This window comes from Pseudoalteromonas fenneropenaei (genome assembly GCF_042643375.1).
Lineage (GTDB): Bacteria > Pseudomonadota > Gammaproteobacteria > Enterobacterales > Alteromonadaceae > Pseudoalteromonas > Pseudoalteromonas fenneropenaei.
Genome location: NZ_JBHRSD010000040.1, coordinates 46807 through 71354 on the forward strand (window position 1 = coordinate 46807; position 24548 = coordinate 71354).

24 protein-coding genes and 2 tRNA genes are annotated in these 24548 nt (G+C 48.0%); 18 read left to right on the top strand and 8 right to left on the bottom strand.

Annotated elements, in window-relative coordinates:
- Window positions 1–2: 2 nt before the first annotated feature.
- Complete coding sequence (gene nadE, locus ACFOEE_RS18600; protein WP_377127947.1) at window positions 3–833, top strand: ammonia-dependent NAD(+) synthetase; 831 nt, start codon at window positions 3–5, stop codon at window positions 831–833.
- 34 nt (window positions 834–867) lie between these two features.
- Here nadE and ACFOEE_RS18605 read toward each other — a convergent pair whose 3' ends face one another.
- On the bottom strand, window positions 868–1758 hold the full coding sequence (locus ACFOEE_RS18605) for a sulfite exporter TauE/SafE family protein (protein ID WP_377127950.1): 891 nt from the start codon (window positions 1756–1758) through the stop codon (window positions 868–870).
- Window positions 1759–1893: 135 nt separating this feature from the next.
- Here ACFOEE_RS18605 and folM point away from each other — a divergent pair, with 135 nt between their 5' ends.
- From folM to folX, 3 genes are read left to right on the top strand one after another with little or no spacing between them, the layout of a single operon-like run.
- The gene (gene folM, locus ACFOEE_RS18610) at window positions 1894–2601 is read left to right on the top strand and encodes a dihydromonapterin reductase (RefSeq protein WP_377127952.1); all 708 of its coding nucleotides are present in this window, start codon (window positions 1894–1896) and stop codon (window positions 2599–2601) included.
- 11 nt (window positions 2602–2612) lie between these two features.
- Complete coding sequence (gene folE, locus ACFOEE_RS18615) at window positions 2613–3167, top strand: GTP cyclohydrolase I FolE (protein WP_377127955.1); 555 nt, start codon at window positions 2613–2615, stop codon at window positions 3165–3167.
- An 8-nt stretch (window positions 3168–3175) separates the two neighbouring features.
- Window positions 3176–3535 (top strand): dihydroneopterin triphosphate 2'-epimerase, encoded by a 360-nt coding sequence (gene folX, locus ACFOEE_RS18620; protein ID WP_377127958.1) that lies wholly within the window; start codon window positions 3176–3178, stop codon window positions 3533–3535.
- Window positions 3536–3544: 9 nt separating this feature from the next.
- On the opposite strand, the gene ACFOEE_RS18625 is transcribed toward folX, so the two are convergent.
- On the bottom strand, window positions 3545–3979 hold the full coding sequence (locus tag ACFOEE_RS18625) for a YqaA family protein (protein ID WP_377127961.1): 435 nt from the start codon (window positions 3977–3979) through the stop codon (window positions 3545–3547).
- A 59-nt stretch (window positions 3980–4038) separates the two neighbouring features.
- Here ACFOEE_RS18625 and ACFOEE_RS18630 point away from each other — a divergent pair, with 59 nt between their 5' ends.
- The 4 genes from ACFOEE_RS18630 (at window position 4039) to ACFOEE_RS18645 (ending at window position 8401) form a co-directional block, all read left to right on the top strand.
- Window positions 4039–4539 (top strand): TlpA family protein disulfide reductase, encoded by a 501-nt coding sequence (locus ACFOEE_RS18630; RefSeq protein ID WP_377127964.1) that lies wholly within the window; start codon window positions 4039–4041, stop codon window positions 4537–4539.
- A gap of 2 nt (window positions 4540–4541) precedes the next feature.
- Window positions 4542–5015, top strand: coding sequence for a DUF2721 domain-containing protein (locus tag ACFOEE_RS18635; RefSeq protein ID WP_377127967.1), 474 nt, complete (start codon window positions 4542–4544; stop codon window positions 5013–5015).
- A gap of 78 nt (window positions 5016–5093) precedes the next feature.
- Window positions 5094–5543, top strand: coding sequence for a c-type cytochrome (locus tag ACFOEE_RS18640; RefSeq protein WP_377127970.1), 450 nt, complete (start codon window positions 5094–5096; stop codon window positions 5541–5543).
- A 215-nt stretch (window positions 5544–5758) separates the two neighbouring features.
- On the top strand, window positions 5759–8401 hold the full coding sequence (locus tag ACFOEE_RS18645) for an ExeM/NucH family extracellular endonuclease (RefSeq protein ID WP_377127973.1): 2643 nt from the start codon (window positions 5759–5761) through the stop codon (window positions 8399–8401).
- 33 nt (window positions 8402–8434) lie between these two features.
- Here the strand turns inward: ACFOEE_RS18645 and ACFOEE_RS18650 are convergent, their stop codons facing one another.
- On the bottom strand, window positions 8435–9877 hold the full coding sequence (locus tag ACFOEE_RS18650) for an aminotransferase-like domain-containing protein (protein ID WP_377127976.1): 1443 nt from the start codon (window positions 9875–9877) through the stop codon (window positions 8435–8437).
- A 140-nt stretch (window positions 9878–10017) separates the two neighbouring features.
- On the opposite strand from ACFOEE_RS18650, the gene ACFOEE_RS18655 reads away from it, so the two are divergent.
- Window positions 10018–10944, top strand: coding sequence for a DMT family transporter (locus ACFOEE_RS18655; protein WP_377127979.1), 927 nt, complete (start codon window positions 10018–10020; stop codon window positions 10942–10944).
- Between the two features lie 21 nt (window positions 10945–10965).
- Here the strand turns inward: ACFOEE_RS18655 and ACFOEE_RS18660 are convergent, their stop codons facing one another.
- Window positions 10966–11811, bottom strand: coding sequence for a diacylglycerol/lipid kinase family protein (locus tag ACFOEE_RS18660; RefSeq protein ID WP_377127982.1), 846 nt, complete (start codon window positions 11809–11811; stop codon window positions 10966–10968).
- Between the two features lie 262 nt (window positions 11812–12073).
- Between ACFOEE_RS18660 and ACFOEE_RS18665 the strand changes: the two genes are divergently transcribed.
- From ACFOEE_RS18665 to ACFOEE_RS18675, 3 genes are all read left to right on the top strand, one after another.
- A complete protein-coding gene (locus ACFOEE_RS18665) occupies window positions 12074–12217 on the top strand; it encodes a hypothetical protein (RefSeq protein ID WP_377127985.1) in 144 nt (47 codons plus the stop codon).
- A 194-nt stretch (window positions 12218–12411) separates the two neighbouring features.
- Window positions 12412–12502, top strand: a tRNA-Ser gene (locus ACFOEE_RS18670).
- A gap of 18 nt (window positions 12503–12520) precedes the next feature.
- Window positions 12521–12613: transfer RNA gene (locus ACFOEE_RS18675), tRNA-Ser, on the top strand.
- 81 nt (window positions 12614–12694) lie between these two features.
- On the opposite strand, the gene ACFOEE_RS18680 is transcribed toward ACFOEE_RS18675, so the two are convergent.
- Window positions 12695–13585 (bottom strand): LysR substrate-binding domain-containing protein, encoded by an 891-nt coding sequence (locus tag ACFOEE_RS18680; protein WP_377127987.1) that lies wholly within the window; start codon window positions 13583–13585, stop codon window positions 12695–12697.
- Window positions 13586–13719: 134 nt separating this feature from the next.
- Between ACFOEE_RS18680 and ACFOEE_RS18685 the strand changes: the two genes are divergently transcribed.
- Together ACFOEE_RS18685 and fghA are read left to right on the top strand one after the other, a co-directional pair.
- A complete protein-coding gene (locus ACFOEE_RS18685; RefSeq protein ID WP_377127990.1) occupies window positions 13720–14850 on the top strand; it encodes an S-(hydroxymethyl)glutathione dehydrogenase/class III alcohol dehydrogenase in 1131 nt (376 codons plus the stop codon).
- 47 nt (window positions 14851–14897) lie between these two features.
- The gene (fghA, locus tag ACFOEE_RS18690; protein ID WP_377127993.1) at window positions 14898–15746 is read left to right on the top strand and encodes an S-formylglutathione hydrolase; all 849 of its coding nucleotides are present in this window, start codon (window positions 14898–14900) and stop codon (window positions 15744–15746) included.
- Window positions 15747–15815: 69 nt separating this feature from the next.
- On the opposite strand, the gene ACFOEE_RS18695 is transcribed toward fghA, so the two are convergent.
- Both ACFOEE_RS18695 and ACFOEE_RS18700 read right to left on the bottom strand, forming a co-directional pair.
- Complete coding sequence (locus tag ACFOEE_RS18695; protein WP_377127996.1) at window positions 15816–16922, bottom strand: aminotransferase class V-fold PLP-dependent enzyme; 1107 nt, start codon at window positions 16920–16922, stop codon at window positions 15816–15818.
- Window position 16923: 1 nt separating this feature from the next.
- Window positions 16924–18114 (bottom strand): PrnB family protein, encoded by a 1191-nt coding sequence (locus ACFOEE_RS18700; RefSeq protein ID WP_377127999.1) that lies wholly within the window; start codon window positions 18112–18114, stop codon window positions 16924–16926.
- A gap of 152 nt (window positions 18115–18266) precedes the next feature.
- Here ACFOEE_RS18700 and ACFOEE_RS18705 point away from each other — a divergent pair, with 152 nt between their 5' ends.
- Genes ACFOEE_RS18705 through ACFOEE_RS18720 form a run of 4 tightly spaced genes read left to right on the top strand, consistent with a single transcriptional unit; the run spans window position 18267 to window position 23932 of the window.
- Complete coding sequence (locus tag ACFOEE_RS18705) at window positions 18267–18728, top strand: Lrp/AsnC family transcriptional regulator (protein WP_377128002.1); 462 nt, start codon at window positions 18267–18269, stop codon at window positions 18726–18728.
- Window positions 18729–18766: 38 nt separating this feature from the next.
- Window positions 18767–21478: an ATP-binding protein gene (locus tag ACFOEE_RS18710; protein WP_377128004.1), complete on the top strand. Its 2712-nt coding sequence runs from the start codon at window positions 18767–18769 to the stop codon at window positions 21476–21478.
- The gene (locus tag ACFOEE_RS18715) at window positions 21472–22818 is read left to right on the top strand and encodes an alpha/beta hydrolase (RefSeq protein ID WP_377128007.1); all 1347 of its coding nucleotides are present in this window, start codon (window positions 21472–21474) and stop codon (window positions 22816–22818) included. The genes ACFOEE_RS18710 and ACFOEE_RS18715 overlap by 7 nt, the downstream gene beginning before the upstream one ends.
- Complete coding sequence (locus ACFOEE_RS18720; protein WP_377128010.1) at window positions 22790–23932, top strand: GNAT family N-acetyltransferase; 1143 nt, start codon at window positions 22790–22792, stop codon at window positions 23930–23932. The genes ACFOEE_RS18715 and ACFOEE_RS18720 overlap by 29 nt, the downstream gene beginning before the upstream one ends.
- Here the strand turns inward: ACFOEE_RS18720 and ACFOEE_RS18725 are convergent.
- Window positions 23906–24499: a DUF938 domain-containing protein gene (locus ACFOEE_RS18725; RefSeq protein ID WP_377128013.1), complete on the bottom strand. Its 594-nt coding sequence runs from the start codon at window positions 24497–24499 to the stop codon at window positions 23906–23908. The two genes, ACFOEE_RS18720 and ACFOEE_RS18725, sit on opposite strands and share 27 nt — an antisense overlap.
- Window positions 24500–24548: the final 49 nt, after the last annotated feature.

Genomic DNA, 24548 nt, shown 5'->3' on the forward strand with positions numbered 1-24548 from the left:
GCATGCGCGCTGCAATCATGGCAGAAATGAGAGTACAAGCAGATATTGACGTGGCGTTTGAAGTCACTAGACGAGTCGATTTTATCAAACAGCGCCTGCTTGCGGCGAACTGTCGCAGCCTAGTGCTTGGTATCAGCGGTGGTGTTGATTCCTCTACTTGTGGCCGCCTCTGCCAACTGGCGGTGGAAGAGCTGAACCGCGAACACAATACGGATCACTATCAATTTATTGCCATGCGTTTACCTTACGGCATTCAAGCTGATGAAAGTGAAGCGCAAATGGCGGTGGATTTTATTCAACCTTCGCAGCGCCTGACGGTGAACATCAAACCTGCCGCGGATGCCATGCACGAACAAGCTTTGGCTGCTATGGCTGGCGCACAACTGCCACTTCCGGCGCCACATAGCGTGGATTTTATTAAAGGTAATGTCAAGGCACGACAACGCATGGTTGCGCAATATGAGATTGCCGGATTAACGCAAGGTTTAGTCGTTGGCACAGATCATAGCGCTGAGAATATCACAGGTTTTTATACTAAATTTGGCGATGGCGCGTGCGACTTAGCACCACTATTTGGCTTATCAAAGCGTCAAGTTCGTGCACTTGCCGCGCATTTGGGCGCGCCGGAAACCTTAGTGTATAAAGTTCCTACCGCCGACTTAGAATGCGACCGCCCAGGTTTAGCAGACGAAGATGCGTTAGGTTTAAGCTATAACGATATTGATGATTTTCTTGAAGGCAAAACCATCACTGCCGAGGTTGAAGCTAAGCTGATCGCGATTTATCAGCGTACTCAGCACAAACGCCGCCCAATTCCGACCATTTACGATTAAGTGTCTTCTGGGTGGCAGCACTGGCTGCCATCCACTATGCCTGCGCGACTAATTCCAGCAAGGTAAACAGCACTTCCAAAGCTATCAAAGCCAATAAAAAACTCACCAGATAAGCTACCTTGATACGTGCGCAAACATAGGCCCCCAGCGGCGCACCTATCACCACTATCGGGATTGCCGCCAGTAAATACCCTTGAATTTCAGCATCTATCACCTGCAACTGCCAAGCATTGATGCTACTGCCAAGCACTGAGGTAAATGCCATAATTACCACAGATGTCGCGGTAGCACGTTTTACATCGGCGTGATACACCAGTACCAACAAAGCAAAAATCGCAATATCAGCACCAGATCCCACCAAGCCACTAGCAACTCCACCAAATAGCGCCACCAACATAAAACGCAATGGCTGTGGCGAAATATTGATGTGGCTCGGCAAATGATGGGCTTTACGCCACCAGCGGTAAATAAGCGTGACCGCAAAGCAAAGTAGCAATAGGCTAAAAATACTTTTTGTCAGTAAACGCGGCGCATAAGGTGCAATGTAATGTAGGCTCAACCAAACCCCGATAAAGGCCATAGGTAACGCCATTACCACCACGTTGGTATAAATAGGAATGCGTCGGCAGAGAATCGTAATGGTTGCCGCCGTCATACCAAAACTTTGAATTGCCAAGGAAAATACTTTTGCCGTAGCTGGTTCTATGGCGAGCAATTTGGTCATCACTGGAAATGCCACAGCACCACCACCGAGCGCCGTTCCACCCGCTACAAATGATCCAAGCGCCATGGTGAGGGCAATTTGCCATTGAGCTATTACGCTTTGCAACGCTTGCGGAGCGCCTTGCAACCACATCAAACTGCAATACACCGCCAGCACAAACCAAACCGGCACCTGACTTAATGAAAAAGCACGTTGCAGCAATTTTAACCTCGAAAGCAAACAAGCAAAGTTCTAGGATGAGTGATCGACTCACGCTTTTAGTGCGTAAAAGTTCAAACATCTTAGCTGTTTGCGTTATAGTTAGCCAAGCAGAACTTGAGGAAAGTACCCTTATAAATGAACTCCCCAATCCTTATCACTGGCGGCGCGCAGCGCATTGGCCTAGCTATTGTTGAGCATTTATTAACAGCTGGTTTTACGGTTATTCTCAGCTACCGCACCCATCATCCGGCCATTACTGAATTGGCTACGAAAGGGGCGATTTCCCTACATGCCGATTTTACGGATAATGAGAGCGTGACAAACTTTATCGCCGAGGTGCGCCGTCACTGTAGTAGTCTAAGAGCCATTATTCACAACGCCTCAAGTTGGGATTGTGAAGCGAACAGAGAAGACTTGGCAACGCTGTTTGACGATATGATGCGCATTCATGCCAAAGTCCCTTATTTAATAAATCATGGCCTACTTGACTATCTTGCGCGTTGCGATGAGGGTGCGGACATTATCCACATCACTGATTATGTAGTAGAAACTGGCAGCCCTAAGCATTTGGCTTATGCAGCTAGTAAAGCCGCATTAGATAACTTAACCCGCTCATTTGCCGTCAAATGTGCACCACATATTAAAGTTAACGCGATTGCACCATCACTTATCATTTTTAATCAACATGACAGCGATGAGTACAAAGCCAAGACTTTGCAAAAATCCCTAATGGGTATCGAACCCGGTTGCGAGGAAGTGATCCGCAGCATAGAGTTGCTATTAAACAGTCGTTATATCACAGGCCGTAGTATTCCCGTTGATGGCGGCAGACACCTGAAATAAAAGAGAACACCATGCATAAAGAATTGAAAGACAGCTACCATGCTATTCTCACCGCGGTGGGCGAAGACCCAAGCCGTGAGGGTTTGCTTGATACCCCAAAACGCGCAGCTAAAGCGATGGAATACTTAACTCAGGGCTATCGACAAACCCTGACTGAGATTACCAATAACGCGGTATTTAGCTCAGATGCGGACGACATGGTGGTGATCCAAGATATTGAATTATATTCCATGTGTGAACACCACTTACTACCGTTTGTCGGCCGTTGTCATATTGCCTACATTCCTAACGGCAAAGTGTTAGGCTTATCTAAGTTTGCCCGCATCGTCGATATGTTCGCACGCCGTTTTCAAATCCAAGAACAGCTAACTCATCAAATTGCCAAAGCGGTAGAAGAAGTCACGCAAGCCAAAGGCGTTGGTGTTATCGTGGAAGCAAAACACATGTGCATGATGATGCGTGGTGTAGAAAAGCAAAATTCTCAAATGCGCACCTCAGTGATGCTCGGTAACTTCCGCTCAGACCCAAAAACCCGCAATGAGTTTTTACAGCTGATCAAACGCTAAGGAAGGCTATGAACGCCATAATTCATATCACTAACTTGCGGCTACGCACTTATATTGGCTTCAACCCAGATGAGCGCGAAAAAAAACAGGACGTCGTGATCAATATTGAGATCCATTACCCTGCCGACAGCGCCTGTGTGGATGCCGACGAAGTGTCGCATGCCCTTAACTATAAAACCATTACCAAAGCTGTCATCGCTAAGGTAGAAGATGGCCACTTTTTGCTGCTAGAAAAGCTGGTTGCAGATATTCTGCATGAATGTAACCAGCATCCCAGTGTGAGTTATGCCAAAGTCAGAGTCGACAAACCGCATGCTCTGCGTTTTGCCGACTCAGTGTCACTCACGCTCGACTGGCGTAAAACCTAATGCGATGCGCTACGTAGTGGCAAAGAGCTGCAATGCCAGCCAAATCACCAATGCGTAGCGCGCACCCTTGCCAATGCAAATCAGCCAAAAAAACTGCCAAAATGGTAGGCGTATTACCCCAGCCAGTAAAGTGAGAGGGTCGCCAACTACAGGCAGCCAAGCAAATAACAAACTAAAGCGGCCATAGCGAGCAAAAAATTGTTGCGCTCGCGCCAGCTGCGGTGCTGACACAGGAAACCAGCGCCGTCCTTTAAAGCGCTCCAGTTGCAAACCTAAGCCATAGTTAATGGCACTGCCCAGCACATTGCCAGCGGTTGCCACTAGCCACAACATCCACAACACAGCGGTTTGCTCATGCAGTAACGCGGTCAGTAAGACCTCTGACGAACCCGGCAATAACGTGGCTGAGAGTAGTGCACTTATAAATAACGCTAAATAACTCATCTTGAACAGTTGCTTTCGCTGTCTAAATACGCGTAAATGAAGCCAAAAAGGAGAAAGGTATGGTATCACAAGTTGTTAAGATGGCTTTCATTGGCTTGGCGCTCGCCACGACCAGCGCTTGCAGTAGCACCCCAACGCCAGATTCAATTGGTTATGAAACGTATGTGCAACAAGGAGATATGTTCAAAGATACAGAATTAACCGATAGCCAAGGTCAGGCTGTGCAATTCGCCGCAAACAAAAAGAAATTGGTGATCCTGTTTGCGACTTGGTGTTCAGACTCTCAGCGCACACTAAAAGAACTAAAAGAGTCCCCGTTGCTTAACCATCCTGAACTACAAATTGTGGCTATCGGCAGAGAAGAAAATAACGATTCACTCAACCAATTTGCTAGCGAGTTTGGTACACCCTTTACGCTCGTTGCTGATCCAGACCGACAAATCTATTCTCGCTATGCCAACAAAGGTATTCCACGATTATTATTGCTTGATGAGCAAAATCGCGTGCTCAATACCTGGATAGCCGAAGCACCAAATACAATTAATGAGGTAAAGTGGTAATTATGGACGCCAGTGCTTTACAAGTACTCACAATGGCAAAAGTTATCCAAACCGCGGTGGCGCCAGTATTTTTAATTACTGGTATCGCTGCGACGTTAGGCGTGCTGTCTAATCGTCTGGCGCGGATCACTGACCGTGCCCGCTTGCTTGACCGTCGCCTCAAACACCCGCAAGATGAATCTACCACCTTTGATTTACAAACTGAAATGCGCGCCCTCTTAAAGCGTTCGCGCTGTATTCATATTGCTTTCAGTGCCAGTGTGTTAAGTGCATTACTGGTAAGTGCTGTGGTGATGATGTTGTTTATTTCGCATCTCCATACCATGGACTTAGGCATTACCATCGCCAGCGCCTTTATTGGTGCAATGGCTTTGTTAATAGCCGCCTTTTTGGCGTTATTGGCAGAAGTTTTTCTCGCCACGCGCAGTATGCGCCGCGGCATGATCTTCGCCGACTTCAGCCAAGACGATAATTAATTAACCCTATATAACTGCAACATAGTGCAGCTATCGTGGGTCTATTCAACGGATTAAATTTGAGAAAAGGGTCTCATTATGAAAAAAACACTACTAGGATTTGCGTTAGCAGCGGTATTTTCAAGCTCGGTATCAGCCAACTCACTGTTTGAAAAACCAGAAGATGCGATTGAATATCGCCAAGCGGCATTTCAACTGATCCGCTACCAAATTGGCGATATGGGTGACATGCTCAAAGGCAAAGTACCATTTGATGCAGAGCGTTTTAAGCAACGCGCCCACAATGCCGCACAACTAGCAGCGATGCCTTGGGAAGCGTTCATTGATGGCTCAGATAAAGGTGACACCGAGGCGTTGCCTGCGGTTTGGAGTGACCGTGCGACCTTTGACCAAAAAGCACAAGCTTTTGCTGCTTATGCTGTAGAACTGGCTGCGGCAGCGGATACTGGCGACCAAGACAAAATCAAAGCGGCATTTGGCAACTGGGCTAAAGGCTGTAAAGATTGCCATAAGAGCTTTAAAGAATAATTTACATGGTCAAAAGAGGTATAATCTACCTCTTTTGACTTTGCTAGTGCAAAAGCCCATAGTTCGGTTACAAATCACATCATTTTTTATGCGCCTTAGTCGCAATTTGACCGTTAAATTTTTCACACACTCTAGCCAAGTAATGTAACTTTTTTGTAATATCCCGAGCTTACACTATTGCCCCTTTTGGGTAAAAAACACGGGAAAATAAAAAAATGTTAACAACTAAACTAAAACCTTTGGTTTTAGGGATGACGCTCGCGGCATTGCCAGCCAGTGCTTCTGTGATCATCTCTGAATACGTTGAAGGTAGCTCAAATAACAAAGCCATTGAACTCTATAACGCAGGTACTGAAGCGGTTGATTTAAGCGCTTACGCACTGCAAACCTATTTCAATGGTAAAACTGATGCACCACTCACGATTGCTTTAGCTGGCACATTAGCTGCTAAACAAACCTATGTGGTTGCGCATGCCAGCTCAGCTCAAGCAGTGTTAGATAAAGCACAACAAACCACTGCCGCCAGTTGGTTTAATGGCGATGATGCGATTGTGTTGGTACAAGGTGATACCATTATCGACAGCTTTGGTAAGCGCGGTGAAGATCCAGGCTCTTACTGGTCTGGCAATGGCGTGCAAACTATGGATCGCACTCTTCGCCGTATCAGCTCAATCAATGCAGGACGCACAGAAGCGGATGGTTTTTTTGATCCGAGTGCACAGTGGTTAAGTTTTGACAAAGATGATTTTAGCGATCTTGGTCAACACGCAGGCTCTACCACAGATCCAACCGACCCAACTGATCCGACAGAACCACCAGTCGAACCGCTGGTTTGCGGTGATACCGCCACAGCCATTCACACCATCCAAGGTGCTGGCGCGACAAGCCCATTGGTTGATCAAATCGTCACGGTAGAAGCCGTCGTAACCGCAGATCTACAAGCTGACAATGAGCTGAAAGGCTTCTTTATTCAACACCCAGCGGCAGAGCAAGACAACGACACACTAACCTCTGAAGGTATTTTTGTTTACTACACAGGGACTGACGTGAAAGTCGGCGACCGCGTCCGTTTACGCGCTAAAGTGCAAGAATATTTCAATGCCACGCAACTGGGCTTCGTTGATGCACTAGAAGTGTGTGGTCAAGGCAGCGTTGCAGCCACCACACTCACTTTACCAAACGATAATTTAGAAGCCGTAGAAGGCATGTTGGTGAACATTAACCAATCGCTAAAAGTGGTTGATAGCTATGGTTTGGCTCGTTACGGTGAAGTTCTGCTCGCCACTGAGCGTCTCTATCAAAGCACACAAGTCGCGTTACCGGGTGCTGATGCCAATGCCGTTGAAGCTGCTAATTTAAGCAAACAAATCCTCCTCGACGATGGTTCAACCAAACAAAACCTTGAACCAATTCGCTACCCTGCGCCTGGTTTAGATGCATATAACACACTACGTTTAGGTGATACCGCAGACAACCTGCAAGGTGTGATCACTTATAGCTTTGACAAATATCGCTTACACCCAACGGTGGAGCCAATTTTCAGCGCCACCAATCCACGTACTGATGCCCCAGCCTTAGACGCTACGGGTGACTTACGTATCGCGTCATTTAACGTGTTAAATTACTTTAATGGCGATGGTCAAGGCGGTGGTTTCCCAACTAGCCGTGGCGCATCAAGCGCAATTGAATTCCAACGCCAAAAAGCGAAGATTGTATCGGCGATTTTAGCTTTAGACGCAGATGTGATTGGTTTACTCGAAATTGAAAATGATGGTTTCGGTGAATTCAGCGCCATTGCCGATTTAGTCGCGGCACTAAATGCACAAAGCGCTGAAACTTATCAATATGTGAACTTCAATGCGGAGAAAATTGGTGGCGACGCCATTACATCAGCGTTGATTTATCGCAGCAGCAAAGTCACAGAAGTAGGCACTGCCGCCTTTACCGAAATGGTTCCGTTTGATTACGGCAACCGCCCACCAATTGCGCAATCTTTTAAAGTAAATGCCACTGAAGAAGTCTTTACTATGGGCGTGGCACACTTACGCTCAAAAGGCAGCTGCAGCAAAGCCGAAGGTGCTGACCAAGATCAAGGTGACGGCCAAGGTTGTTGGAATGTGGTGCGTACCACTGCAGCCAATACTTATGCTGACTGGCTCGCAACGCACCCAACTGGGGTGGCTGATGACGACATCATAGTCGTGGGTGACCTTAACTCTTATGCGATGGAAGATCCATTACGGGCGTTTGCCGCGAAAGGTTTAGCTTCTGTTATCGCTACGCAAGATGGCCATACCCAAGGTTATTCTTACAACTACGCCGGTCGTATTGGAAGCTTAGATCACGCGCTAGCTTCAACATCTATGATGGAAAAAGTCGTTGCCGCCACAGATTGGCACATCAATGCCGATGAGCCAGTAGCGCTTGATTACAATGTGGAGTACAAGTCTGACGCATTGCAAGCCAGCCTTTATGCGGAGCATGCTTATCGCGCATCAGATCACGACCCTGTCATAGTAGCGCTAAATACTCAACCTCCGGTTGTTGAGCCAGAAGTATGGCAAGGTGAGTTTACCAATGTAGGCGGTTGGTTCTGGCCAAAGAACTTCAAAATTGAGCTACCTGAAGGCTTTCAAAATCTCAAAATTGAAGTGACTGGCGGCTGGGGCGATGCCAATTTGATGGTAAAACAAGGTAGTGCACCGAGCTTGTTCCGTTACGACTGCTTGTCAGCCAAATTTGGTAACCAAGATGTCTGTGAATTTGCCACACCTAAAGCAGGTAAATGGTTTATTCAAGTTTCAGGGTACTTGCCATTTGGTAACGTGACCGTGAAATACAGCGCGATTAAACCTTAATCGCGTGTGCGTGGCCTGCTTGGCCACGCCATTTTACCCTTTGCGCGCCTGATAGAGTAAAGACGCCAAGGTCGCTAACGCCGCTTCTACCTCTGCACTCCAAGGTACACCAAAGCTTAGTCGTACGCAGTTTTGATATCTTTGCCCTGCGCTGAACAAGGCGCCCGGGGTAATACTGATTTTATGCTCTAATGCGAGCTGAAATAATTTACTGCCATCGTAACCACTACCGAGATCCAACCACAACACACAACCGCCTTTGGGGTCACTCACACGCACATCATCGGGAAATAGTCTTTGTATACATTTGCTCATACGCGCTTTATTGGCTAACAAGCGCTGCCGCATCAGTTTTAAATGCCTATCGTATTCACCTGAGGCGAGATAATCTGCCAGCACCCATTGATTCATCAGCGATGACGAACAACTTAACGCGCGTTTAATGCGTTTGGCTTTAGCCGCGTAAGGCCCAGCATACAACCAACCAATACGATAACTGGGTGCTGCCGTTTTGGAAAAAGACGAGCAAGTTAATACTTGCCCAGGAGTGGCATAACTTTGCGCTGGCAAGCCACGCTCACAGCCAAAATGTAAGTCGCCATAGACATCGTCTTCAATCAAAGGCACTTTAAATTCTGCTAATAACGCGAGCAATTGCTGACGGCGACTGTTTGGCATAAAGCTACCGAGCGGGTTATTGATACTAGTGGAAAACAAACAGACCTTAACTGGGTGTTTTCTTAACGCGTGTGCTAAGTCATCCAGCCAAATGCCATCGTCTGGGCAGAGCGGGATCTCAAGCGCTTTTAAACCTAAATTTTCAATCAGCTCAATAATGCCAAAATAACAGGGCGATTCGATTGCCACCACATCGCCAGGCTCAGTGACGCATTGCAATGCAATCGCCAAAGCTTCTTGTGCACCATTGGTGATCACCAACTCGTCTTGCTCTATAAATACGCCCATATTCAGGTAACGATGGACGATTTGCTTTTTCAGTGCTGGCAGTCCATCCATCGCGCCATAATCAATGGCATGTTCTCCTGCTTGTTGCATAGCGCGGCGCATTAACTTGGCAAGCGTTTTATCGGTACTGGCGACCGCCACTGGATTGGCAATCCCAAATGGCACCATACCTGAGGTATGGATTGCCTGATAAACCTGTTCAATCAACACTTGCTTATTCACCTGTAGTGGTCGATTGCTAAGGCGACCACGTTTGGGCTGCGCAGGGGTTGATTTGGACGCTAGAAAATAACCCGACTTCTCTTTTGCCACCAGCTTGCCCTGTGCTTCAAGATACTGATAAGCCTGCTTAACTGTGGGAATGCTGACTTGTAACTGATTCGCCATAGCACGCAATGAGGGCAATTTATCACCGGCTTGCAAAGAACCTTGCTCAATCATGGTATGAATAAGCGCAACCACTTGTTGATAAAGATACGCGGCACTTTCACGGCTGACGGCGACACTCATTGTCCACTCCAATCTGTATAGGTCGAAATAACTTAGATCTGTATATGGTATATACAGATAAGATCTTTAAACTAGCTTATTGTCAACTAGAGTGCAATGCCGACAAGGTAACCATCACGCCATATAAGTAGAGCCTAATCATGAAAAATTTATTGTTATATTTAAGCACAGTGTTGATCTGGGGGTCGACTTGGTTGGCAATCGAGTTCCAACTCGGCAGCGTGAACGAGGTGGTGAGTCTGTTTTATCGCTTTGCGATTGCGGCTGCCTGTATGTGGTTATATGTGCTCATCAAACGCCTGCCAATGCACTACTCACTGCGTGACCATGGCTTTTTCCTGTTGCTGGCAATCGGTAATTTTGGCCTGAATTATCTCTTCCTTTATTGGGCGCAAGGCTATTTAACGTCAGCCATGGCTTCAATTGCGTTCTCCTTGCTGTTGGTATTTAACATCATCAATACCAAGGTATTTTTCAAAAAGCCCATTGCCAAACGGATCTATGTTGGCGCGACGATTGGCGTGGTCGGAATTGTGAGTTTATTTTGGCACGACCTGCAACATTTTGATCTTGCCAACGGCGCGGTAGTTGGACTCTTACTGGCGCTAGCTGGCACGATTTGCGCGTCATTCGGTAATATGGTGAGTGTGCGCAACTCCAATCAGCAAATCGGCGTACTACAAGGCAATGCGTGGGGCATGTTATACAGTGCTACTTTGCTAGGAATGTATGCCTTAATATCTGGGCAATCTTTACTAGTCAGTGCGGATTGGCCATATTGGGGGTCACTTGCTTACCTAGCGGTGTTTGGCACAGTTATCGCGTTTGCCTGTTATTTCTCGCTACTCAAAGCCATCGGCCCAGAAAAGGCCAGTTATATTATTGTGCTATTCCCTCTAGTGGCGGTAGTGCTGAGTAGTTGGTTTGAAGGCTTTGAATGGCAAACTCATACCTTTATTGGTTTCAGCTTAGTACTACTTGGCAACGCTTTAGTGTTAACGCCATTAGAAAAAGTGCGTGCATGGCTCTATCCCGTTTCCCCAGTTCGAGGCGAGTCCTCGACCTAAAGCGCCGCACTGGCGCTTTTTTTATTGCGGCATTTTGAGTTGCAATGCAGCCTTAACGCAACGGAACGTCGCAGGCGTATGACCGATAAGTTCACCGTCCGCCTCAATAGCCAGACCTCCACTACCAACGCTCACCAATGCTGCACGCCAATGACGAACATGCTTTAATCGGCGATGAAAACCCGCCAACATTGCAATAAAACTCATTACTCGTTGCCACGCGCTATTACCGTGGAACTGCACACAATCAAATTGACCATCTTGCAAAGAGGCCTCTGGCGTGGGTGATAAACCTGCGGCAAAAAACCGCCCATTACCTATGACCAGCATTAAGGTGGGTTTCGCTGGCTGTTCGGCAACCGCCAAATTTACGCTGCGGTAACGGAAAAGCTGCCTAAGGCCGGCCCACACATAACTAAAGCGATGACGTCGCTCGCTCATGTTTAGTCCTGCCACTACCGTGGCATTAAAACCCACACCAGCAATATTGAGAAAGTAGCGCTGGTTAACGACGCCTAAATCAATGGCCATTTGCCGCTTAGAAAACACTGCGGTGCGCCACATACTCTCATTAAAGCCAAATTGGCGAGCAAAATCATTACCTGTACCGGCTGGCAGAATCGCCATGGCACAGTGCGTATTACCAGCAAGGGCATTAGCCACTAAATGCAGCGTACCATCGCCACCAATTGCAACGACTTGGCTCACGTGCTCAGCCTTTGCCATGATAGCAGCTTTATCACGGGTAAAATCGCCACTTGTTTCATACCAATGCAAGGTAATTGCGTGCTCTACTGCGACGGCTTTTAGCCAGTCGATATGGTGCTGTGTAGCGCTCGCTTGCTGCGGTTTAAATACAACTAACATTTTTATTATTTTTACAAACTCAGCTAATATGAATAGATAGTCATAAAAAGTGCATACTAAAGTTACCACTCCACTTAAGCCTTTGAATAGTGCTAGCTAGCACTGTTTACAAGCTGAAAATTAGCTGAATAACAAACACCTTAAACAACCAGATTCGGATAAAATAATCTAATCCGATAGGGCCAATATTTATCGTTTTATTTTTCGGCAATCTGCCTGCAAAATAAGCACCGTACTCAACCACACTTTGCAGGAGAAAACAATGCTTAATGGCGCCGGTGCATGCTGTGATACTCACGCTCACCTAGTTACAACAGCCCCAGTGAAAAAACCAATCAACTGGCTATCACTATTAAACCGTATCGGCCAATTATTGGCGCTCGGTCACGCTGTTCGCACTAAGTAATCCTTGCAAGCGGGTGTTATTCCCCCAACCAAATAACACCCTTGCAATTTCCCGCAAAACAGCCGCTCACACCACTTATTTCTCGCTTGTTAATAATTATTTTCTAAAAATAAGTGCTTTTCGTTTAAATTTTCGCCAAACAAATCAATTAACTGTTTACACTTGCTTTTTCGCTCAGTATTATTCTCGGCCATGGAGAGATGGCTGAGTGGTTGAAAGCACCGGTCTTGAAAACCGGCGTACGTTAATAGCGTACCTAGGGTTCAAATCCCTATCTCTCCGCCACTTTTAAAGTTTTGCGTTGGTGAGATGGCCGAGAGGCTGAAGGCGCTCCCCTGCTAAGGGAGTATAGGGTTTGTAGCCCTATCGAGGGTTCGAATCCCTCTCTCACCGCCATTTCTTGTAAAAAAACCGCTGCCAAAGCGGTTTTTTTATGCCTAAAATTTACCGCAGGAGAGAGGGTGAGAAACACCGTACTCACTTTGTCACCTCAACGCCATTTAAATGTACCGCAAGAAAATCCACCAACATGCGCACTTTAGGTGATAAATAGCGATTTTGTGGAAACAGTGCCCAGATCCCTTCTTCGGGTTGTTGATACGCATCAAGCACTGTCACCAATTGCCCTGCCGCGATATCGTCCGCTACATAGTAATCTGGCAGCTGGACAATCCCTAAACCTTTTAGTGCCGCATCACGCAGCGCAATGCCACTGTTACAGCGTAATCTACCTGCCACTTGCATTGCCCGCGCCTTGCCTTGCTCCTGAAAATGCCAGTGGTCGTGATTACCAATTAAACATTGATGTTGGCGCAATTCTGCCAACGTGTGCGGTGTGCCAAAGCGTTGCAAGTAACTCGGCGCGGCACACACAAATTGCTGACGACTAGCGAGCCGCTTTGCCACTAAGGTGGAAGAAGACGCCAAACGCCCTAAGCGTACGGCCAAATCAAATCCGCCTTCGATTAAATCTAGGGTTTGGTTACTCAACACCATAGTGACGCTCAACTCTGGATATTGCGCCATAAAATCATGCAGTAGCGGCATGACAAACTGCTCACCATAGGTCACTGGCGCCGTTACTTTAAGATGGCCGTGCGGCACGGCTCGGTTGGCATTGAGCGCTTGTTCAGCCTCAGCTAGGCCATCTAATATTTGCCGACAATGGCGTAAATACAGCTGCCCTTCCGCAGTTAACGACACTTGCCGAGTGGTGCGATAAAACAATTTACAGCCAAGCCGCGCTTCGAGCGTGTTGATCTGTCTGCTCACTTGCGCCGTGGATAACCCCAATTGTTTTGCACCTAAAGTGAAACTGGCGGTTTCCGCCACAGCGGTAAATTCACTGATCCCTTGCCAAGCCAACATGATTATTACCAAATAGAAAAAGTCATTTTCATTTTAGAGTAATTACCTATCCTGTAGAAACAAATATACTAAGATGAATTTATTTATGAGCGTTGGCACAGCGCCCACGCTCCAACACATCAAGGAAAGTCATTATGGCTGAACAATTTATAAAATCCCGCGCAGCAGTCGCTTGGGGACCAAAGCAACCACTCAGCATTGAAGAAGTGGATGTGATGTTGCCGAAAAAAGGCGAAGTATTAGTGCGCATTGTGGCCACTGGGGTCTGCCATACCGATGCTTTCACCTTATCGGGTGAAGACCCAGAAGGGATCTTCCCTGCGATTCTCGGCCATGAAGGCGGCGGCATCGTCGAACAAGTGGGTGAAGGCGTAACCAGCGTTGCGGTTGGCGACCACGTTATTCCACTTTACACGCCGGAATGTGGTGAATGTAAATTCTGCACCTCAGGTAAAACCAACCTGTGCCAAAAAATTCGCGCTACTCAAGGTAAAGGGTTAATGCCTGATGGCACCACGCGTTTTTATAAAGATGGCAAACCGATTTTTCACTATATGGGCTGCTCAACATTTTCTGAATACACCGTACTGCCTGAAATCTCACTGGCTAAAGTGAACCCAGCAGCGCCGTTAGAAGAAGTGTGTCTACTGGGCTGTGGTGTGACTACAGGCATGGGCGCGGTACTCAAAACCGCGAAAGTACAAAAAGGCGATACCGTGGCAATCTTTGGCCTTGGCGGAATAGGTCTTTCAGCGGTGATTGGCGCGGTGATGGCCGGTGCCAGCCGCATTATAGGGGTAGACATCAACACCAGTAAGTTTGCCCTCGCGCAGAAGCTCGGCGCCACAGAATGTATTAACCCAAACGATTACGACAAACCAATCCAAGAAGTGATTGTTGAAATGACCGATGGCGGCGTTGACTTCTCGTTCGAATGTATCGGTAATGTCAATGTGATGCGTTCTGCCTTGGAATGCTGCCACAAAGGCTGGGGCGAGTCAGTGATCATCGGCGTTGCCGGTGCAGGACAAGAAATATCAACGCGCCCATTCCAACTGGTGACCGGACGAGTATGGCGCGGTACGGCATTTGGTGGAGTCAAAGGCCGCTCTGAACTACCGGGCATAGTTGAAGACTATTTGGCCGGTAAATTTAAGTTGGATGACTTTATTACCCATACCATGGCATTGGACGGCATCAATGAAGCGTTTGATCTAATGCACGAAGGTAAGAGCATCCGCTCGGTGATCCATTACCAGCGTTAACGCTACAGCGAGCCTTAGCGGCTCGCAACCTTAATAGGTATGATGTTATGACTTTAGAAAATATTAGCAGTAACAAATGCTTTAATGGTTGGCACAAGCAATTCAAGCACAGCTCGAAAGCACTTAACTGTGAGATGCGGTTTGCGATTTTTTTACCACCACAAACCGCCAGCGGCGAAAAAGTCCCAGTGTTGTATTGGCTCTCAGGACTGACGTGTACAGATGAAAACTTTATGCAAAAAGCAGGCGCCCAGCGCTTAGCAGCAGAGCTTGGCATTGCGATTGTTGCTCCCGACACCAGCCCACGCGGTGACGGTGTCGCCGATGATGCCGAAGGCGCTTATGACTTTGGTCTTGGCGCAGGCTTTTATGTTAACGCCACGCAAGCGCCTTGGCAGCGTCACTACCATATGTATGACTATATTGTAGATGAGCTACCCGCGTTAATTGAAGCACACTTTCCCGTATCGTCGCAGCGCGCCATTGCGGGTCATTCTATGGGCGGCCACGGCGCATTGATGATTGCACTGCGCAATCCTGAGCGTTACAGCTCGGTATCGGCATTTAGTCCAATTTGCCATCCATCAGCTTGCCCTTGGGGGATTAAAGCGTTTAGCGGCTATTTGGGTACAGCCACAACGGATTGGGCGCAGTACGACAGTACACTACTCATCAGCCACGCCAGTAAGACGGTACCGATGCGAATAGATCAAGGGGGTGACGACGCCTTTTTAGCCACTCAGCTCAACCCTGAAGCTTTGCTGGATGCGGCAGCGGCGTGCGGTTACCCAGTGCAATATCAATTGCATCAAGGTTACGACCACAGCTATTACTTTATTGCCAGCTTTATTGACGCACATTTGCGTTTTCACGCTGAGCACTTTCAGTCGTACTAAGCATTCCTTGCGCACTTGAGCACCGCTGCGCCAGTTTCAGCAACTACGCAGCGGCTATTTAGGTTAATGTTAGGCTCGCTGACCGTTTACAACCGCCACTAGCGCCGCAATATCTGCTGCGCTGTTGTAAATATGCGGAGAAATGCGAATACCCAGTGCGCGCTCATCTACTGCTATCTGCGCCGCTTTTAACGCTTTGAGTAGCGCTTGGTTGCCTTGCGGCAAATTGACAATTGCCGTCCCTGAAGCGCGGTTTTGCTCCCGCGGCGACACCACCCAATCACCTAACGCTTGGTGTAAGTCGGTCAATAGCTGCCAATTGTGTGCGCGTACTTGTGCCACACCCAATTGATTGAAATACGCGATGGCATGGGCTGCACTGATATAGCTTTGTACAGACGGCGTACCGCCCCAAAACCGCAAGGCATCTGGGTGATAAGCGAAATGATGGATATCAAACTCAAACGGATTGGCATGCGAAAACCAGCCAACATCTTTGGGCTGACACTCTGCCAATAGCGCATCGCAAACCCATAGATAAGCCGCTCCCGGACCACCACAAAGCCATTTGACACTGGAACCCAGTAAAGCATCGGGCTGCAACTGCAGAAGCGACAATGGCAACACGCCTGCCGCCTGCGCAACATCAACGATAACACGAATACCCAGTTGTTTAGCGCGAGTGCAAATGGCTGCCAGTGGCGCTTGTTGCCCAGTATTTGAATACACTTGGCTGACAAACACCCAATCTAGGGAATCGTCCAAGTGCGCCAGCCAGACCTCAGGGTCACTCATATCCTCTGTCTTGGCAATAAAGCGCTGGGCAATATCATCACGCGCGTGCTGCATCACAAAACCCATGCTTGGAAAATCCGCTTCACTCATCAAGATATTCAGTTTTCCTGCTGGTAAGCTTTGCAGCAGTTTAGTTAAGCCGCTGGATAAATTGGTTTGCGGACAAAACAAACGGGCGTCGCTATCAAATAAGATCGCCAACTGAGTGCGAAAATCATCTACCCCTTGTAACCACGTACCCCAAGGTTCAACCGCACCTTCACACCAAGGCGTAAAGTAGTGCTGTTGTAAATGCGCAGCAAGGCTCTTCAACGGTCGCCCAACCGAGTGATTGAGCAAATAATGGCCCTGCGGTAAGTGAAAATCTCTATGACTACCCATCTTAAGCCTCCGCCGCTTTGCCTCTGCCAACCAACTCACGTAGCGTTTGTAAATCCGCATAACGGGTAAAGATATCGTCACGTTTGGCGGCGGCGCGTTTATCACGCAACACTGCAAGCTGGGCCAATAACACTTCAAGCGGCGGGCCACTGGCAGTGACTTTATCTAAATGGGTTGCAACCATAGTGTGAGCAGGTTGACTGATATACTTGTGGACTAACTGATTGTGGTGCTGGATTGCCGTATCACCATGTAATTTACACACCTGAATAAAGAGACTTGCGGTTTCTTGAAACCAGCTTGATTGGTGCGCATCACGCGCAGCCAATAAAGCATCAAACAAGTTAGGTAAACGCATACATTCGCGCAGTGTCGCCTGATCTTCTGGCATCATATACAAGAACTTATCGACCAACATTTGTCCATAATTGACGTCATTGGCCTGACACAGACCCAGCAGCAAATCAATCACATTGATCCCCGCAAAGTCACCAGCGTTGGCGCCGCGGTATATCTCTTTACCAACTCGGTATGGTTTGTAATATGGCCGCACCTGATAAAAGAACGCCGATGTATCAAGTTTGCTGTAAAGTGTTTGATTCGACGCAATCACGTCAAGCAGTGCACGCTTTACTTCCTCTAGCAGTACTGGCGCCATGGGATGAGAAATACCCAGCGCGTGGATCTTCAACAATGACTCCGCAGCCCGTTTATAGGCCAAAATACCTCGGGTGTTATAGTCGATAAATAGCCGCTCTGCGGTTAAGTTGGTAAAACGTTTATACACCCCATTGATAGCGCGGTTGTGAGTAGTCAGATGGGCGGTGGCAAAACGTGGCGTCACCCCAATAGACGCACCTATGTGCATAGCCAGCGCTGAGGCCTCACGTAACGGTGACACTTGTTCACGGCTTGGCTCTGTTATTTCATGGCGCCGACATGCAGCCATAAATAAGCCAACATTGCCAAGCAAATCAAAGGCATTTTCAAATCCTTCGTCTGTATTGCCTTCTGCCAATAAATCACGAATATGGGCGTTACCTTGCGCGGTTAATTGCTGCTTAATGGTCTCGCCAATCCCAACCACATTGGCTTTGTCATCCTGCTGCCAGTACAAAGCCTCTAATTCATCGTTGAGGGCCACAAAATCATGGCGGATCCAACGGTCAAACTCAGCCGACAAATTTGTCATTTTGTTTCTCAATCTGCTGCGGTTGTATGTCAACCTAAGACCGTCAGCGTAGCAAAAGGTCATGAGCAATTTTTATCAATTCGTTGCTGGAAAACATAATAAATTAGCAATAATATAATTAAATAATTATTTTATTAGCAAAAATCACTCACATGGTCGAGTTAGATAAAAAAGACCGCCAGTTGCTACAGGCACTACAAACAAACGCCCGACTCAGTAATAGTGCATTAGCAGAGGCTGTCAGCCTCTCCGACACCCCCTGCTTACGGCGGATCAAAAACCTCCAAAGTAATGGCGTCATTTTAGGCTATCATGCCGCACTCAACCCTAAAGCGCTGGGTTGGTCAGTGCTGGTGTATGCTTTTATTCGCTTGACCGAAAACTCAGCGCAGGCCGCAAGTCAGTTTGAGGCCCATGTTGAAGCTTTACCTCAGGTACTAAGCTGCTCGGTCATTTCGGGGAGTTACGATTATTTGTTGGAGATCATCGCGGAAGACCTAGAACGCTATGAGTATTTCCTGAAACACCGTTTAGCCACCTTTGCGCCGATTGCTGCGATGGAATCCACTATAGTGCTAAAGCAAACCTTTACTCGCAGAAGTTTGCCAATATAGCCTATACTTTGCCAATCATCTTGTCTTAAAGGATTGCTGTGCTTACATTTTCTCATCGCTGGTTAACTGCCGCTGTATACTTGTTGTTGGGGTGTGCTTATGTCATAAGTGGCCATGTGTTGATCCACTTTTCATTCCAAGCTCAAGTATTACCAATCTGGTTACCCGCTGGCTTTGCCTTGGTAGGCTGTTATTTTTGGGGGCTACGTTTTGTGCCCGCAGTGCTGCTTGGCTCGATGGTATTCAACTGGAGTGTCTCGCAAGCTAATTCACTATGGGTACTAAATTGGACCGCAATTGCCGAAGTCTCGATGATCGCCAGTGGCGCTGCATTTCAAGCACTAGTAGGCGGTCTGCTGATGCGGCACTGGCTCGGTAATCCGCTCTATCCCGAGTCTCGCACCCACATCGCTGGTTTTGTATTAGTGGTTGGGATTATCGTCAATTTACTCTCTGCCAACATAGGGGTCAGTGCGCTAAGTTACTTTAATCCAGCGTATAGCATTGACAACCATTGGCTTAATATGATGTTTTGGTGGCTTGGTGACAGCTTGGGGGTGTTACTAACGACCCCGATTTTATTGGTCTTGCTGCAACCTTGGTTAAAAGCCTATAAGCATAAACCGCGCCCATGGGCCATTTTATTCAGTAGTTTGGCGCTGTGCTGCTCAGTTGCCGTTACGACATTTTTATACACCCATAATAACAGCCAAAATGCACGAACGGTTGCTGACCGAGAAGCTCAAGTGATCGAAAACATTCTCTATCGGCACTTAAATCGCTCACTATTGGCAGCACATAATTTAGCCTCCGCCATCCATGCAACACCCACTCTAACACAACAAGAGTTCAATCTGATTGCCACTAGCATTACGCGGCAAAATCCGTTTATTCGCGCCTTGTCTTGGAATCAACTTGTTGCACGCCAAGATCTTGAGCTGTTTCTTGACACAATTAGCACTGAATATGGTCGTGACATCATCGTCCAAGGTGAGCCACTCCATAGCGATGACCCTTTTGTGGTGGTCACTTATATTACCCCATTGGCTGAAAACCAAAATGTGATTGGCTTCAATGTGCTATCTCGCCAAGACCGTAAACAAGCGCTAACCGCAGCGGCTAAGCTGTATCTGCCGCAAGCTTCAAGCATATTGCAACTCGTGCAGGACACCTCTCAGCGCCCGGCTTATTTGCTCTTTGCACCTGTCTATCAACACCAAAAAGATAGTGCTGAGTTAAGGGGTTACGCAACTGTTGTGATCGATGCGCAAACCATAGTGCAAGAATCCCTGACGCAGGCGAATGCCGAAATGCTGGATGTAGCGTTGTTTGAAAATGGCAAAAAGACCGCCTTTTATCGCAATCGCCCTCCAGAGTCTTCCCAGCATCATCCTTACACTAAAGTGCAGGATATTTACTTTGCAGGGCAAGTCTGGCAACTGGCACTGAGCTTAAGAGACGAATTTATTGCTAAGCTCAATCATCAGCAAACCTTGCTGCTGATGTTATTGCAAGTCAGCGTTACCAGTTTGCTGCTGTTTGTGGTGTTACTGTTTGCTTATCAACAAGATGCACTGAATGTGTTAGTTAAACGCCGCACCGAATCACTGGCCAAAGCCAAACGTGAGTCCGACGCAGCTAACCAAGCTAAAAGCCGCTTTCTTGCCAACATGAGCCATGAGATCCGCACCCCGCTTAATGCTGTGATCGGGTTTTCTTCGCTGGCCAAAACCACCCAATCGTCCGCTGAATTACATGGTTATTTTGACCGTATTGGTTTGGCCGCGAAAACTTTGCTGAACTTAGTGAACGACATTCTGGATATTTCCAAGATTGAGTCGAATAAGCTGACCTTAGATATTCATGACTTTGACCTCAACGAATTATTGGCGCGCCTTAACAGTATGTTTGCTAGTACCGCAGCTGAAAAAAATCTGCAATGGCGAGTCAATCATCAACTTCCTGAGCCTTGCTGGTTGCAAGGGGATGCGTTACGCATCGAGCAAATTTTGCTTAATCTGTGCAGTAATGCCGTCAAATTTACCCAGCGAGGTAAGGTCACGGTCAGTGTCGAAACGCAGTGGTCCGCAACTGCCTGTGCACTCACCATCAAGGTTAGTGACACAGGTATTGGCATTGCGCCAGACAAACAAGCGATCATTTTTGCCCCCTTTAGCCAAGCAGACAGCTCAACTTCGCGGCGTTTTGGCGGTACTGGGCTTGGCTTAGCAATAGCCCAAGAGCTGTGCCAGCTGATGTCTGGCACCCTGAAAATGGACAGTAGCGAAGGGGTAGGTACCACCTTTACCATGACACTGACCTTACCAAAAGGACACCCACCACAACAGCAGGAGGTCGATATCAATCTCGAACAATTACAGCAGCTGCGCGTGCTAGTTGCTGAAGATAACGCGGTTAATCAATTGGTGGTCAAAGCCATGCTGAATTCATTGGGAATTGAACCGACCATAGTGGATAACGGCCAGCTAGCGGTCAACGCCGTACATTTAGAACATTTTGATCTGGTGCTGATGGATTGCCAAATGCCAGTCATGGATGGCTATCAAGCGGTGGCGACCATCCGCGAGAGTATCCCAAAAACCGTTTTGCCTATCATTGCACTTACTGCTGATGTGATGCCTGAACACAAAGCTCACGCCGATGCCATTGGCTTTAACGGCCACCTTGCTAAACCGCTAGAGCGCGATAAATTAGCGGCGTGTCTGATGGCATGGAGTCGGCCATGTTAAAGCGCCTGTGTTTATCCGCACTTGTTTGCATCAGTACGTCGGCGTTGAGCGCCGACTGCAGTAGCGAGCTTATGGCGCAGCAAGCGGATATGGCTACTTGGGTGGCGAAAGCAGCATTTCGTGAGGCCATCAACCAAGGTCCTCTTTGGGTGGAAGCAACGCCTGAAATGGCCTTCTCAGATTATTTGCGCGCTGCCACCGCAATTATTACTGCTCGCAACCCGCGTGGGCAATTGCCCTGTGCGGTCACAACACCTGTGGTGACCATACTACAGCAGCAAGGTCAATTACCTGATGTGCCTACGCTAGCACAGCTGCAAAGCCCGTTTGAATTACAACGACCAAACAGCGAGAAAGTCGCACTATTATTACACGGCTTGACCGATTCCCCTTTTAGTTATCATTATCTCGCAGCGCACTTTTGGCAATTAGGCTATCAGGTGAGAAGCGTGTTATTGCCGGGGCATGCAACGGCACCAAGCGATTTGAGCCAAGTGACCTTAGCTCAGTGGCAGCATACCACCCACTACGCCCTTGAGCGCGCCAAAGCCGATTTTAAATCTGTGGTGGTGGTCGGCTACTCAACAGGGGCGGCTTTGGCGATAGCGGAAGTCAATCGCGCCCCGCAGCAGATAAAGGCGATGTTATTATTATCGCCCGCCAGTGAGGCACACAATAAACACGGTTGGTTAGCGAAATGGATTGCGATGTTGCCGGGGATAACTTGGCTTGATGCCGATGCGGACCTTGATGTGTTTAAATACGAAAGTTTCCCGTGGCAAGGTGCCGCTTTGGCCTATCAAGCCATGCAAACCGTGACACCAAAGCAGCTACAAAACACCAGTGATGTGCCTATTTTTGCTGCGCTCAGCGAGGTTGATAGCACCATTGACAGCCAAGCGACGCTAGGTTTACTGCGCCATTGGCATCAGTTGCCCAGCCGCCGCACTAGCAAACTCGACACCTTAGTCTGGTACGGCGACATGCAAACCGCACAGCGCCAATTACCCAGTGACTTCAACTTCATCTCCCCACCGTGCAATTCAAGCTGGTGCGATAAAATCAAAGGCATGTCACACATTGGTATCATCCAACCGGTCAATCACAGTTATTATGGCGCACAGGCAACCTATCGTAGCTGTGGTGGTTACTTAAGCGACTTAACCCAGTACCAAAAGTGCAAAACCGCTCCTGAAACCACTTTTGGGGAGCGCACCCCGCAACATATGCAAGACTATTTTCCGCTGCAGAGGTTAACCTTTAATCCCAGTTACCCGCAGTTACTTGAGAATATCAGCGTGTTTTTAGGCGATGTTGATAAGCACCATGCTGCGCGCTGAGTTTTGTACTGCCATTGAACAAGTAGCGAGCGAAGCGTGGGATGCGCTGCATCCAAACCATCCGTTTGTGCGCCATAGTTTTCTGGCCGCACTGGAGCGGGAAGGCTGTGTTGGTGGGCAAACCGGCTGGCTACCGCAGCATTGGTTATGCTGGCAAGGTACTAAACTGATTGCAGCAGTACCTGGCTATGTCAAAAGCCATTCCTATGGCGAATATGTCTTTGACTGGAGCTGGGCCGACGCATTTACCAAATACAATTATCCTTATTACCCTAAGTGGCTAGCGGCCGTGCCCTTTACGCCTATCAGCGGGCCAAGATTACTCGGCGCAATGACCACAGAAGTGCAAACTTTGCTTTGCCAGCACCTCTCGCACACGATGCAAGAAGCGGGTTGGTCTGGCTGGCATATCAATTTTGCCGCACCAGAGTTAGTGCAATCCCTCGCCGCGCACTCCTCGGCAATGACCAGACACACTGTACAATTCCATTGGCACAATCGCGGTTACGCAGACTTTACGGCATTCCTTGCGACATTAACGGCAAGGCGACGCAAACAAGTCCGCAAAGAGCGTGAGCAAGTTCTGGCACAAATCACCATCCGCACGCTGTGCGGGGCAAACATCAGTGAACAGGATATTGTTCATTTCTATACTTGCTACCAACACACTTATCTCAAACGCTCCGGCCATACGGGTTATCTAAATCTGAGGTTTTTCCGTGCTTTAGTGGCACAGCAAGCATCACAAGTCGTCTTGATGCAAGCTTGGCAGGGCGAGCAATGCGTGGCAGCAAGTTTGTATTTGCAAGACGATACCACTCTGTATGGCCGTTACTGGGGGGCGCTCACTGATCTACCCGGTTTACACTTCGAGCTCTGTTATTATCAAGCGATTGAATATGCCATTAAACAGCGCTTACAAACCGTCAATGCAGGTGCGCAAGGGGAGCATAAAATCTTACGTGGCTTTGAACCTGAGCTAACCCAATCACTGCACTGTATGGCCGAGTCGCCATTTTCTGCCACACTTGCGCAATTTTGCCATCAGGAACGTCACGCTATGGCGCAGTATCAACAGGAATGTCGATTAGCTTTGCCGTTTAAACACCAGTAAACGATTATTGGCTGGCATCGCGAAATCGACCTCTAGCCGCAGCCCCTGCTCTGCTGCGAGCATCAAGATCCACTCAATATCGCGAATACCGCTGTCGGTATCACGCATTTTCAACCAAACATCAAACTGCGCGTTGCTGGCACTGGTAAACTCCCCGCCGCGATTAAATGGTCCATATATAAACAAGTAGCCAGCAGGCATCAAATGCTCGCCCACCGCGCTAAAAAATCGCTGCACTAGGGCTTCACTGACAATATGTAAAGTATTCGCAGTATAGATGGCTTCAACTGAAGAGACCGGCCAAGGCGCCCTTAGATCAAGTGCCAACGGTGGCAGAAAGTTGCGGCAGCCCGATGCCTCTTGCCAAGCTAAGATACCTTCATGTTGCTCAGGTAAATCGCTGCTTTGCCAAGTTAGATTGGCAAACTGCTGACAAAAATAGGCACTATGCTGACCAGTACCTGAGCCAATCTCTAGCACATAACGCAGCTTTTGCCACCAAGGCGTTAACTTGGCAGCTATGATCTGCTTGTTGCGTTCACACGCTTCAGAATAAGGTTTGCTCATCTGCTCCGCGCACTATTTTGTTGCCTTTTGCGCCACTTTAGCGCATTAA

Bases quoted from the DNA above. Each gene is read 5' to 3' on its own strand.
- ACFOEE_RS18695 (WP_377127996.1), bottom strand. From the start codon at position 16,922: ATGGGTAGTCATAGAGATTTTCACTTACCGCAGGGCCATTATTTGCTC.
- nadE (WP_377127947.1), top strand. From the start codon at position 3: ATGCGCGCTGCAATCATGGCAGAAATGAGAGTACAAGCAGATATTGAC.
- ACFOEE_RS18650 (WP_377127976.1), bottom strand. From the start codon at position 9,877: ATGAGTGTCGCCGTCAGCCGTGAAAGTGCCGCGTATCTTTATCAACAA.
- ACFOEE_RS18630 (WP_377127964.1), top strand. From the start codon at position 4,039: ATGGTATCACAAGTTGTTAAGATGGCTTTCATTGGCTTGGCGCTCGCC.
- ACFOEE_RS18720 (WP_377128010.1), top strand. From the start codon at position 22,790: ATGTTGATAAGCACCATGCTGCGCGCTGAGTTTTGTACTGCCATTGAA.
- ACFOEE_RS18725 (WP_377128013.1), bottom strand. From the start codon at position 24,499: ATGAGCAAACCTTATTCTGAAGCGTGTGAACGCAACAAGCAGATCATA.
- ACFOEE_RS18640 (WP_377127970.1), top strand. From the start codon at position 5,094: ATGAAAAAAACACTACTAGGATTTGCGTTAGCAGCGGTATTTTCAAGC.
- ACFOEE_RS18685 (WP_377127990.1), top strand. From the start codon at position 13,720: ATGGCTGAACAATTTATAAAATCCCGCGCAGCAGTCGCTTGGGGACCA.
- ACFOEE_RS18665 (WP_377127985.1), top strand. From the start codon at position 12,074: ATGCTTAATGGCGCCGGTGCATGCTGTGATACTCACGCTCACCTAGTT.
- ACFOEE_RS18635 (WP_377127967.1), top strand. From the start codon at position 4,542: ATGGACGCCAGTGCTTTACAAGTACTCACAATGGCAAAAGTTATCCAA.
- folE (WP_377127955.1), top strand. From the start codon at position 2,613: ATGCATAAAGAATTGAAAGACAGCTACCATGCTATTCTCACCGCGGTG.
- ACFOEE_RS18700 (WP_377127999.1), bottom strand. From the start codon at position 18,114: ATGACAAATTTGTCGGCTGAGTTTGACCGTTGGATCCGCCATGATTTT.
- ACFOEE_RS18655 (WP_377127979.1), top strand. From the start codon at position 10,018: ATGAAAAATTTATTGTTATATTTAAGCACAGTGTTGATCTGGGGGTCG.
- ACFOEE_RS18625 (WP_377127961.1), bottom strand. From the start codon at position 3,979: ATGAGTTATTTAGCGTTATTTATAAGTGCACTACTCTCAGCCACGTTA.
- folX (WP_377127958.1), top strand. From the start codon at position 3,176: ATGAACGCCATAATTCATATCACTAACTTGCGGCTACGCACTTATATT.
- ACFOEE_RS18680 (WP_377127987.1), bottom strand. From the start codon at position 13,585: ATGTTGGCTTGGCAAGGGATCAGTGAATTTACCGCTGTGGCGGAAACC.
- ACFOEE_RS18645 (WP_377127973.1), top strand. From the start codon at position 5,759: ATGTTAACAACTAAACTAAAACCTTTGGTTTTAGGGATGACGCTCGCG.
- folM (WP_377127952.1), top strand. From the start codon at position 1,894: ATGAACTCCCCAATCCTTATCACTGGCGGCGCGCAGCGCATTGGCCTA.
- ACFOEE_RS18715 (WP_377128007.1), top strand. From the start codon at position 21,472: ATGTTAAAGCGCCTGTGTTTATCCGCACTTGTTTGCATCAGTACGTCG.
- fghA (WP_377127993.1), top strand. From the start codon at position 14,898: ATGACTTTAGAAAATATTAGCAGTAACAAATGCTTTAATGGTTGGCAC.
- ACFOEE_RS18705 (WP_377128002.1), top strand. From the start codon at position 18,267: ATGGTCGAGTTAGATAAAAAAGACCGCCAGTTGCTACAGGCACTACAA.
- ACFOEE_RS18660 (WP_377127982.1), bottom strand. From the start codon at position 11,811: ATGTTAGTTGTATTTAAACCGCAGCAAGCGAGCGCTACACAGCACCAT.